Origin of the sequence: Novosphingobium taihuense, assembly GCF_007830315.1 — a bacterium.
In the GTDB taxonomy this organism is placed as follows: Bacteria; Pseudomonadota; Alphaproteobacteria; order Sphingomonadales; family Sphingomonadaceae; genus Novosphingobium; species Novosphingobium taihuense.
The window spans coordinates 24831-36388 of record NZ_VLKJ01000009.1 but is presented as its reverse complement, the minus strand read 5'-3'; the positions used below and the strand labels follow the sequence as shown (position 1 = coordinate 36388).

Annotated in this window: 9 protein-coding genes; 7 read left to right on the top strand and 2 right to left on the bottom strand. The window is 60.8% G+C overall.

Features of this window, described 5'->3' with window-relative positions; all coding sequences use genetic code 11:
• Positions 1 to 43: 43 nt before the first annotated feature.
• The 7 genes from IQ25_RS16125 to IQ25_RS16095 all read left to right on the top strand — a co-directional run bounded on the left by IQ25_RS16125 (position 44) and on the right by IQ25_RS16095 (position 9410).
• The gene (locus IQ25_RS16125; RefSeq protein ID WP_144907304.1) at positions 44 to 1987 is read left to right on the top strand and encodes an oxidoreductase; all 1944 of its coding nucleotides are present in this window, start codon (positions 44 to 46) and stop codon (positions 1985 to 1987) included.
• Positions 1984 to 2382: a nuclear transport factor 2 family protein gene (locus IQ25_RS16120; protein WP_220094551.1), complete on the top strand. Its 399-nt coding sequence runs from the start codon at positions 1984 to 1986 to the stop codon at positions 2380 to 2382. Before IQ25_RS16125 ends, IQ25_RS16120 begins: the two co-directional genes overlap by 4 nt.
• A 128-nt stretch (positions 2383 to 2510) precedes the next feature.
• Positions 2511 to 3881 (top strand): aromatic ring-hydroxylating oxygenase subunit alpha, encoded by a 1371-nt coding sequence (locus IQ25_RS16115; protein WP_144907303.1) that lies wholly within the window; start codon positions 2511 to 2513, stop codon positions 3879 to 3881.
• On the top strand, positions 3878 to 5527 hold the full coding sequence (locus IQ25_RS16110) for an FAD-binding protein (RefSeq protein ID WP_144907302.1): 1650 nt from the start codon (positions 3878 to 3880) through the stop codon (positions 5525 to 5527). Before IQ25_RS16115 ends, IQ25_RS16110 begins: the two co-directional genes overlap by 4 nt.
• A gap of 10 nt (positions 5528 to 5537) precedes the next feature.
• Positions 5538 to 6122 carry a nuclear transport factor 2 family protein gene (locus IQ25_RS16105; protein WP_144907301.1) on the top strand — a complete coding sequence of 195 codons (585 nt, stop codon included), beginning with the start codon at positions 5538 to 5540 and terminating at the stop codon, positions 6120 to 6122.
• 101 nt (positions 6123 to 6223) lie between these two features.
• Complete coding sequence (locus tag IQ25_RS16100; RefSeq protein WP_144907300.1) at positions 6224 to 7720, top strand: class I adenylate-forming enzyme family protein; 1497 nt, start codon at positions 6224 to 6226, stop codon at positions 7718 to 7720.
• 19 nt (positions 7721 to 7739) lie between these two features.
• Complete coding sequence (locus IQ25_RS16095) at positions 7740 to 9410, top strand: class I adenylate-forming enzyme family protein (protein ID WP_144907299.1); 1671 nt, start codon at positions 7740 to 7742, stop codon at positions 9408 to 9410.
• A gap of 87 nt (positions 9411 to 9497) precedes the next feature.
• Here the strand turns inward: IQ25_RS16095 and IQ25_RS16090 are convergent, their stop codons facing one another.
• Together IQ25_RS16090 and IQ25_RS16085 are read right to left on the bottom strand one after the other, a co-directional pair.
• Positions 9498 to 10298, bottom strand: a complete 801-nt coding sequence (locus IQ25_RS16090) for an SDR family NAD(P)-dependent oxidoreductase (protein WP_144907298.1) — start codon at positions 10296 to 10298, stop codon at positions 9498 to 9500.
• A 33-nt stretch (positions 10299 to 10331) separates the two neighbouring features.
• Entirely contained in the window at positions 10332 to 11549 is a 1218-nt protein-coding gene (locus tag IQ25_RS16085) for a cytochrome P450 (protein ID WP_144907297.1), read from the bottom strand.
• Between the last annotated feature and the right edge of the window lie 9 nt (positions 11550 to 11558).

The following is an 11558-nucleotide window of genomic DNA, read 5'->3' as shown; positions in this document are numbered from 1 at the left end:
GAGAAGGATCAAGCCCATCTAAGGGCACTGGGGAGAACCGGGAATGGCGCTCGAGAAGATTTTCCAGCCACTGAAGATCGGCCCCATAACGGTTCCAAACCGCGTCACGCGCTCCGCCCACGGCGGGCTCGAAATGTCCCCCCGGATGACTGACGACTACATTGCGTATCATGCCAGGCGTGGCAGCGGTGGCTGCGGGCTGACCATTCTGGGCGCAGCAAGCGTCCACCCTTCCAGCATGCTCTACCCTTATGGCTTGTTCTACGACGGCATCGTCGATGATTACCGCAGGCTGATGGCCGCAGTGGAGCCCTCGCCGATGAAGGTCTTTGCTCAGTTGTGGCACGGGGGCAATCTATATCCCGCGCAGGACGGCGGGCCGCCATGGGCGGTTTCGGACGTGCCTGGCATGACGGGACTGGTCGGCCAGCGGATGAGTGAGGCCATGATCGAGGAAGTGATCGGTGCATACGTCCGGTGCGCAAGGCATGCACGCGATGGCGGATTGCACGGCATCGAGATCCACGCCGCACACGGCTACCTGCCCCAGCAGTTTCTGTCGGAAATATACAACGACCGTGCAGATGGGTGGGGAGGCAGTCTCGAGAACCGCATGCGGTTTCTGCTCGAGATAGTGCGACAGGTGCGATCGGCGGTGGGCGGAACGATGGCGGTGGGCGTGCGTCTGGCAGCTAGCGACATGCCCGGCGGCGTCGACGAGGGCATTAACATAAAGGTCCTCGAGCGACTCCAAGCCGAGAACTTGATTGATTACGTCAATATTTCACGTGGCGACTATTACCGCATGGATACGATGGTCGGTGCGATGCAAAACCCGACAGGCTACGAGGTTCCATCCTCTGGCACGATTGCCGCTGCGGCGACTGTGCCCCGCCTTCTTGCCGGGCGATACCGCACATTGGACGATGCCGAACAGCTGCTGCGCGACGGCACCGCGGATCTCGTCTCAATGGTACGAGCCCAGATTGCAGACCCCGATCTGGTCAATAAGACCCGCGAGGGTCGGGCGCTGGAAGTGCGACCATGTATCGGGTGTAACCAGCATTTTCGCGGCGGTCGCTGGGGTTGCGCAGTAAACGCAGCGGCCGGAATCGAATCGCGCTACGACGAGGCACTGATCACTCTGACCGAAACACCCCGCAAGGTGCTGGTGGTTGGCGGCGGTCCGGCAGGCCTGGAGGCAGCACGTGTCGCCGCGATGAGAGGCCACAAGGTGACGCTATGCGAGGCGAGCCCGCGGCTCGGGGGGCAGCTCGACATCGCACGCCTAGCACCCCACAGTGCCGGCTTCGGCGACATTGCTTTGTGGCTTGAGGCCGAGGTCTACAGGCTCGGAGTCGAAGTTCGCCTGAACACCTTCATGGAAGAAGACGAAGTCATCGCCGAAATGGCAGACCATGTAATCGTGGCAACCGGTTCGGTTCCGCGGATGGACGCACAGCAACACACGTTGCCAAGCCAGCTCGTGCCTGGTGCAGACATGCCGCACGTTGTCTCGACGGCAGAACTTTTGCGAGAGAAGAAGCCACGCGGGCGTACTGCGCTCGTGCTTGATACCGTTGGGGACTATGAAGGGTTGGCTGCAACCGAGCATCTGCTCGCGCAGGGGCTATCTGTCACCTATGTCACCGCTCAAGCGGCGCTGGCCTGGAAGAACGAGCGCAGCCTGGCTGCATGGGAGCGCTTTCAGGCGCTCGGTGGGTTCACGTTGCTCGTACGCCACCACCTCGTTGAAATCCGTGAGAACGACGTGATGGTCCGGCCTTATCTTGCGGCAATGCAACAGGTCACAGCCGTACCTGCGGATACTGTCGTGCTTATCACCCCCAACAAGCCATTGCGCGAAATCCACGAAGCCCTGGCACCTGGAAATCCAAACATCCGGATCGTCGGCGACGCACGTGAGCCACGCGATCTGCTCAGGGCCATCTGGGAAGGCCATGCCGCAGCGCGAGAAATCCATTGACCATTGACGAGATGGAAGACCGATTTGCGATCCATGAGCTGATCGCACTCTACGGCCACCTGATCGACGAAGGTGAATGGCACCGCCTTGGTGAATTGTTCACCGACGACATTGTGTTCGATACCAGCGCATTCGAGCACGGCGAAATCACCGAGGGTCTCGCGCGACTTGCTGCCGACTGGGCGACGCCCGGCTGGCCCCACCCGGTAGCACACCACGCCACGAACATCGTGATCAGGACGCTCGAGCTGGACAGGGCCGAGGTCCTCTCCAAGGGCATCGGAGTCGGCCGCAAGGGGCGGGTCGGCAGCGTCACCTACCGCGACACATTGGTGAAGAGCGCCGCCGGATGGCGGATCAAGCACCGCGTGGCTCAACTGCAAAGGGGCAGATGACAGGCGATCGACTTGCAAATTCTTGCCAAATGTCGTTTTACCTAGTTAGATGATAAACAGCAAAGGGGCGAGAGTCGGACGTGGCCACATATGGCGTCTGGCGGCCGCATAAGAGGATGACGAAGACAATGAACGACCTGACCAGCGCCCTCCCTGCGCCCGAGCGCAACCCGGTCAGCGCGGGTATCGTACCGGCGCGCAATTACATTTCGCCCGAGTTCGCCCGGACGGAAGCGGAAGGCCTTTGGAGCCGCGTCTGGCAGATGGCATGCCGCGAGGAGGAAATCCCCAAGATTGGCGACTACTACACCTATGACATCGTCGACCAATCGATCATCGTAATCCGCACCGCCGCAGATGAAATCAAGGCGTTCCACAACGTGTGTCCGCACCGTGGCCGCACGATCACTGAGGGCTGTGGCCACGCAAATCGCCTGTTCTGCAAGTATCATGGCTGGAACTGGAAAATCGATGGGACGGGCGCGAAAGTGGTCGACCGGCACGAGTGGCCTGCCGATGAACTGACCGATGATGCACTGAACCTTGCACCGGTGAAGGTCGGCCGTTGGAGCGGCTGGGTCTACGTCAACATGGACCCTGATTGCGTAAGCCTCGAGGAGCATCTTTCTCCCGCCAAGGACTTTCTAGATCCGTTCGACCTCGGTGGGCTGCGCTACCACTGGCGAAAGTCCACCGTGCTCGACTGCAACTGGAAAGTCGCGCTCGAGGCGTTTGACGAGGGTTACCATGTCCAGACCACGCATAATCAGATGCTGCGCTATTTCGACGACTGGACCCAGAGCTATGCCCACGGCCGTCATGCACACTTCGGCTACTGGGAATCGATGCCGATGGGGTCGCGCTCACCGCGCTTGACCGGCGGCGCCCCCACCGAGGACATCCGCCCGGGAATCCGCGACTACATGGAGGACATGGCGGCGACCCTGAATGCCGGATCGGCTGTTCAAACCGTGCACGCGGCACGGCGTGTCGAACAGGAGGTCGAGCCGGGCACACCAGCGATGGAGGTGCTCATGAAGTTCGGCCAATTCATCTACGAGCACGCGCTGTCGCTTGGTCTCAAATGGCCCGATATCACGGCCGAGCAGATGCAGGCCGCCGGGATCGACTGGCATCTGTTCCCCAACCAGATCATGCTGATGGGACCGACCGGTTCTCTCAATTACCGCGCACGTCCGGTCGGCAACAATCCCGACAAGTGCATATTCGACGTCTATTCCCTTCAGCGCTATCCCGAAGGCGAGGCACCCCCCAAGGTCGAGCTCGAATGGAGCCAGGACCATGCTGACACCGACTTCTGGGGACTGATCCTGACGCAGGACTTCGCCAATGTTGCGGAAGTGCAGAAGGGAATGAAGTCGAAGGGCTTCAAGGGCGCGCGCCCCAACCCGCGACAGGAGATCGCGATCTCAAACTTCCACCGCGCGCTCGAGGATTTCGTCGAGAACGGTTACGCGGGCGAAGGCAATCCGGCATGAGCCAGTGGGACGAGACCCGAGACTTTGTCATTGTCGGGAGCGGCGGTGGCTCGATGATTGCCGCGATTGCGATGAAGGACGCCGGCAAGGACCCGCTCGTCCTTGAAAAGACGGACAAGATTGGTGGCTCGACAGCAATGTCAGGCGGTGTGTTCTGGATACCGAACCATCCGCTTCAGGCCCGCGACGGGATCGACGACAACGCAGAGAAAGCGCGGACGTACCTAGATGCCGCTGTAGGGGACGTTGGCCCCGGAACCAGTCGGGCACGCAAGGACATGTTTCTCGAAGAGGGCCCCAAGATGGTGCTCTATCTTGAGCAGAAGGGCATGCCCTTCGTGCGCTGCGACGGCTGGTCGGACTATCATGACGATTTGCCTGGCGGCTGCCCTGAAAGCCGCAGCCTCGCGGTCGAGCCGTTTGCGGCCGCCAGCCTCGGCAAGGAATGGCAAGGCAAGCTCAGACGTGGACTGACGAACGTCGTTATCCGGGGCATCGAAGGTCGCCAGCTCATGCTGATGAAACGAATGGGCGTCGGCAAGCTCGCCGCGCTCAAAGTCGGTCTGCGCATGGCCAAAAGCAAGATCCTGGGTCAGGACCTCGTTGGTGCCGGGACCGCGATCCAGGGGCGGATGCTCAAGATGGCACTCGATCACAAGGTCGATATTCGCACCGAGGCTGGCGTCGCCGATCTGGTCGAGGAGAACGGCCGGGTAGTCGGTGTCGTGTCGAACAGGAATGGAAAACCCTGGCGGATCCGGGCGCGCGACGGGGTGCTTATCAACGCAGGTGGCTTTTCTCGCAACGCGCAGCTTCGGCAGACATACGGTCCCCAGCCCTCTTCCACCGACTGGACCAACGCAAATCCCGGCGACACCGGCGAGATGATCGAATTGGCCAAGGGACTTGGTGCCGCGCTCGATTGCACAGACGGCGCGGTCTGGATACTGACCTCTACGCCGCCATCTGGCGACCGGTACATGCACGTGCTCGACCTGCCGAAGCCGCACGTGATCCTCGTTGACCAACAAGGCAGGCGTTTCACGAACGAGGCGCAGAGCTATATGGCCAACGGTCAGGCGGTCTACGCGCACGGGGATGTGCCGGTCTGGGCAATAATCGAAAGTCGCCACCGCGACCGATACCCCTGGAGCTTTCACGCCGGAGCTACTCCGCAGGAGTGGTTCGACAGCGGCTACATGAAGAAGGCTGCTTCGCTCGAGGATCTGGCACGCCAGATCGAGGTTCCGGCAGAAAACCTCAAGGCTACGGTCGAGCGCTGGAACGTGATGTCGCGCAAGGGCAAGGATGAGGACTTCGGCCGCGGCTCCAAGGCCTATGATCTTGTATTCGCAGACCCGACCAACGCGTATCCCAACCCAGGCCTAGGCCCGATCGAGCAGCCACCCTTCTATGCGGTAGCGATCTACCCCGGCGATGTGGGAACGTTCGGTGGCATCGTGACTGATGAATATGCCCGTGCGCTGCGCGAAGACGGCTCGGTTATCCCAGGCCTTTATGCCACCGGCAATTCGACCGCCTCGGTCATGGGTCGGACATATCCGGGGGCCGGTGCCTCGATATCGCCTGCATTCATCTTCGGCTGGGTGGCTGCACGCCACGCCGCACGCCAGAATTTCGCCTGAGGAGCCAAAAATGGGATCCGGATCGGAGCAGATGCTCAACGAGCTCTACGACAAGATGAAGATTCGTGAAGTTGTCACCAACTACTGCCGTGGTGTCGACCGGATGGACCGTGATCTGCTGATGAGCGTCTATCACCCCGATGCGATCGACGACCATGGCTTCTTCGTGGGAAATCGCGAAGATTTCTGGGACTGGGTGAATCGCTACCACACCAACGCGCAGATCTCGCACCAGCACATCATCACCAACCACAGCTGCGAACTTGATGGTGATACGGCCCACGCCGAGACGTACTGGATGATGGCCGGCATGGACGCAAAGGACATGACCCTGACACTCGGCGGCGGGCGCTATATCGATCGCATGGAAAAGCGGGAGGGGGAATGGCGGATCGCTGCGCGCAAGTGCGTAGCCGAGTGGGGCGGGGAACCAGCGCCATCGAAGGTCCCGTTGGAATTCATGGCAATGCTTCGCGAGAGCGGCACGGTAGCGCGCGACCGCAGCGATTCATCCTATGAACGACCGTTGGCCGTGAAGCCTGAACGCGTCGGCATCAATCTCGACATCCTTCCACCCGAGTACCGGCCGGAATGACCGGCACGCAGGTGCTCGTTCGTGATTGAACGACTTGCATTTCAGCATCATTTTCGTATAAATCAGATATACGTTTATTCTTAAATAAGGTTCCAATATCGATGGCCACGCTCAATTCGATCGTCCGCGCGGTCCTGGCAATAGATCCGTCGGCACCGGCGATAGAGCACAATTGCCAGTGGTACACATGGGGTGAGCTGAGCGAGATCATCGACTCGGTCGAAGCAATCCTGACGCGAGAAGGCATCGGAGCAGGGACGCGCATCGGCGGAATCCTTCGCAACACGCCGCAAATCGCCGCAGTCATCATCGCAACAATCATCAACGACCGCTGCGTGGTAACGCTCAATCCGGCATTGCCGGACGACAAGCTGGTTGCGGATATCAACACGCTGGAGATCCCGGTGGTCATCGCCGAAATGGTTGACTGGGAGCGACCGGCAGTGATGGCTGCGGTCAAGCAATCCGGAGCACTCGGCATTGCGATAACCGGTGATCGCGCAGAGCCTGTGCGCGTCGTCCTGCCACGCACCGGCAGCGGGTTCCGCAACGACGCAGCCGGGGTCGGGATCGAAATGCTCACCAGCGGAACAACCGGCACGCCCAAGCGCATTCCGCTCAAGGCCGCGAACTTTTCGCGAATGGTGCTCGACGCCGCCGTGTTCGAGAACCGTGACATTGATACGCCTCCCCGATTATCCCGCGCTGTGGCGATTACAAACACGCCGTTTTCGCACATCGGCGGGATATTCAGCCTGTTCGTGACGCTTTCGGCTGGCCGGAAGATCTGCATGCTCGACCGGTTCCGCGTCGAAGAGTTCGTTGGCGCAGTCCAACGCCACAAGCCCAAGGTTGCCGGCGCACCGCCCTCGGCCCTTCGCATGATCCTCGATGCCGATGTGCCCCGGGAGGCCCTGTCCAGTCTTGTCGCCTTTCGAACATCAACCGCGCCGCTCGACCCCGATCTGGCCGACCAGTTCCAGGAACGCTTCGGCATACCAGTGCTGCAGAATTACGGCGCTACGGAGTTCGCCGGGGGTGTTGCCGGATGGACGCTTCCGGATTTCCGCAAGTACGGCGAAGAGCGTCGCGGCAGTGTGGGGCGCATGAACCCGGGTATCGACGGACGCATCGTGCATCCGGAGACCGGCGAGCCGTTGCCCTTTGGTGAAACAGGTCTTCTCGAGATCCGCGCGAAGCACTTGGGCGATGGCAAGAGCTGGGTGCGCACCACCGATCTTGCGAAGATGGACGAAAAGCAATTCCTCTGGATCCTTGGACGCGCCGACAATGCCATCATCCGTGGAGGCTTCAAGATCATGCCTGACGACGTGGTCAAGGCGATCGAGGCGCATCCTGCGGTGCTCGAAGCCTGCGTCGTCGCTCTACCCGATTCCCGGCTGGGACAGGTACCCGCCGCCGGCTATCGCGTGAAGAATGGCGCCTCGGTGAGCGAAGATGAGTTGCGTGCTTTCCTGCGCGAGAGACTGTCGGCCTATCAGGTGCCAACGCAACTGGTCAAAGTCGATGATTTCGTGCGCACGCCTTCGATGAAGCCCAGCCAGCCCGAGCTCAAGAAGCTGTTCGAAGCTGCGTGAGCGTGGCCATGCGCCATAGATGATACCACAGCCGCCCTTCCCCGCGACCGTGCCGGGCCTGATCCGGAGCTTTGCCGAACGCTTCGGCGATAGTGACGCCTTGGTGCGTGAGGGACAGTGCATCAGCTTCAACGGACTTGCCAGTCAGTCTGCTGCCGTCGCCAAAGCACTGGTTGGCCTCGGCGTGAGCCGCGGCATGCGAATTGCGGTATTGGCACCTCCCGGACCCGATTTTGTCGTGACTGTACTCGCCGCGGCCCGGATCGGTGCGGTTATCGGCCCACTCAGCACGCTCTACCAGGCTCCTGAACTCGCCTGGGTTCTGGCCCGCGGCGGATTCGCACACCTGATCGTGGCCGACGGCTTCTTGAACCATGATTACTTGTCCCGCCTCGAAGAGGCGCTGCCTGATCTTGCACAGGCCGAAGAAGGGCTGCTGTTCATAGAAGCGGCTCCAGCCCTGCGTACGATCCACGTGATCGGCTCGGGCGCCCGCCCGTGGTCGCGTTCTTTCTCGCGGCTGCTAGAGGGCGATCCACGCATTGATGACACGATGCTGGCATCCCTTGAGGAGCGCGTCACACCGGCTGACCCGGTCTGCATCATTTATACGTCTGGCAGCACGGCCGAACCGAAGGGCGTTGTCCATGGCCATGGACCGCTCGTACGGCATGCGTGGCAAATGGGTACGACAGCGACGGCGTTCGGGCATGGCGATCGCACGATCACGACGCGCGCGATGTTCTGGGTCGCCGGGTTCGTTGCAACGTTGTTCTACGCGTTGGCAAATGGCACCTGCCTCCTTCTCACCAGCGACGGCTCTGCCGCCAATGTCTTGCGGCTGATCGAGGCGGAGGGCGCGACAGGTCTTTCCGGCGACGTCGGCTGGTTTGACGTCTTGCGCGATTCCGAAGAGTTGGCCAGCGCCGGATACGACATAGTCAGGCTCGACATGGACACGGCCGGAGTTGCGAAAGACGGTACATTCCTCAGCGATCATCTTGTCGCCCGTTTCGGCAATCCGGTGCATCATCCCAGTCAACGCATCGCCCGAAGCTATGGGATGACCGAAACTCTTGGCGCCCATACCTCGCTGCCCATAGGTGTCCTGCTCCCCGAGGACAGACCGAACTGGCAAGGCCGACCGATGCCTGGAGTGGAGCTTCGCATTGTCGATCCTTCGACAAAGGTTGAGCTTCCGGTTGGAGAAACCGGCGAATTACTGGTCCGGGGGTATTGTCTGATGCTCGGCTTCGACGGGCGCGAGCGCCATGAGACCTTCGATAGTGATGGCTTCTACGCTACCGGTGATCTGTGCCGCGTGGACGAAGCCGGATACCTGAAATTTGAGGCGCGTCGCGGCGAAATGCTCAAAGTGCACGGTGCCAATGTTTCACCAGCAGAAGTCGAACTCGCAATGACCGGGCTCATGGGCATCGAGAAGGCAGCGCTGGTGGGGCTTGAGCGCGACGGCGAGACCATCCCCGTTGCTGCTGTGCTGATGGCACCAGGCCGCACGCTAGATGAGCAGGCGGTTACGACTGAGCTGCGCAGACGCCTGTCCTCGTTCAAAGTGCCCAAGCGGATTGTAGCTCTTCTTGAGACGGACATGCCGATGACCGGGTCCGGCAAGATCCGCAAGCCCGTACTTGCAGCCTTGCTTGCCGCCAATTTCGGCTGGAGCCCGTGACAGGGGATCGTCTCGCTTGGAAATCGCGTCGGGTGCGGTGCCGAGGGCTATGGCGCACCCGTCGCCTGGTATCCGAGCCGCGCGCCTTCAGCCCTTGGTCCAGCCGCCGTCAACCAGCAGTTCCACGCCCGTAATGTAGCTTGCCGCATCACTGGCGAGGAACAGCACTGCGCGGGCCATTTCGATCGGTTCCGCCGCCCGACCGATCGGATTGCGGCCCGGGATCATTGCAGGTCCGGCTATCACCGCGCCTCCACTGGCTTCCGCCGCCTTCATCGTCTTGGGCCCTGGCGTATTCATTCCGCCTGGCAGCACCGAGTTTACCCGGATCTTGTCTGCAGCAAATTCAAGGCACGCCAACCGCGTAATTGCGTCGACACCTGCCTTGGCCGCATCGTAGTGCATATTGGGAAAGATCATCGGGTGATGTGAGCAAGCCGACGAGATGTTGACGATTGATCCACCGCCACGCCCTCTCATCTGCTTGACCGCCTCGCGCAGACAAAGAAACGTGCCGCGAGTGGTCACTGCCTGCATGGTGTCCCATTCGGACACCGGCATGTCCATTGTATTGGCCTTCTTTCGGTACGCGGCATTGTTGACGAGGATGTCCACCCCGCCGAACTGCTTGGCAGCCGCGCTGAATCCGGCCTGAACCGCGCCTTCATCGGCCACATCCATCTCCACCGCTATCACCGGCCCACGCGAGGCGAGTTCGGCCGCTGTTTCCTCGGCATGAGCACCATCGAGATCGGCGATCACAACAGACGCTCCGACATCGAGGAACAGTGCCGCAATTTCGCGGCCCAGGCCCTGCGCGGCCCCGGTGATCAATGCCACTTTGCCAGGCAATGTGAATGGCGCGAGCGCCGCAATTTCGTTAGCCAATGCCTTCTCCTGAAATTTGTTGCAGCGCGCCGGTCAATCCCAACGCAGATACAGCTCGTCAAAGCCGGGTACAGAGCCGCAATGCTCGACATGGGTGCGATCGGGATCGAGCCGAAACATCGGCATCCGGCCCACGAACTCCTCCAGGAACACCTGGATTTCCGCGCGCGCCAACGGTGCACCTACACACTTGTGCGGGCCATTGCCGAATGTGTTGTGATCACCCGGCTTTACTTCGCGGTCAAAATCCACCTCTAGTGGATCGTCCCACACGCGTTCATCGATCCCCGAAAGGTTGTTGGGGACCATGATCATCTCGTCCTTCTTGAAAAGGACACCCTTGTACTCGAAGTCCTGCGTGAGAATCCGCCCGGTGTTGGACAAACCGAAGCGGCGGATGAACTCTTCACTGACTCGGCCGATGATCTCTGGCTCATCGCGCAGGCGCTGCTGCTTTTCGGGGTGCGTGGCGAGGTAATGCGTGATGTAGGAGAGCGAGGCAGCTACCGTATCCAGCCCGCCGACGAACAGCAGAGAGGCCATGGACAGCGTCTCCTCGTCGGACTCGAAGCGCGGGTTGCGCCGCCAATTGGCGACACGCGTCAGCAGATCATCACCCTCGCCGCCCTCGCGTTCGTCAAGCACGATCTGGAGGTAGTCGTTTATCCTCTGATTGGCCTCGATGCGCGACTGGAGATCGTACGAAGAAATGATCGCAATGCCCCATTCGACGAATTCCTCACGCCGATCGAGCGGGAGATCGACCATTCGCAGAAACATTGTCACCGGCATGACCCGGCCAAATTCGGCAAGAAACTCGCACTGGCCGTTCGGGAGCATCTTCTCGGCAAGTTCAATCGTCAGTGCACGGGCATCTTCGCGCATCCGCGCCACTGCCTTTGGTGTGAAGGCCGGATTGATGACCGCGCGATACCGTGCGTGGTTTGGCGGATCAACCGCAAGCGGGATCGGCTTCCTGACCATCAGCTGGCGTGGAATCATGAATTCCTCGTGGCTGAAGATCGCATAGTTTTCCTGTACGAAGCGCACGTCCTCAGCGCGGGTGACCATCCAGTGACCACCGTGACGCGGCGTCCAGATTATGTCTGGGCCTGAGTGAAGCTGCCGCTTGACCGCGCGATAGACGCCCAGCTCCTTCAAATTCTCGGGCCGGACGTAGTCGAAATCGACCACGAGATGTTCGGGAACGTGATCCGGTTTCGGGGTCAGCTGCGGAATCGCGTTCGTCATCGATCTGAG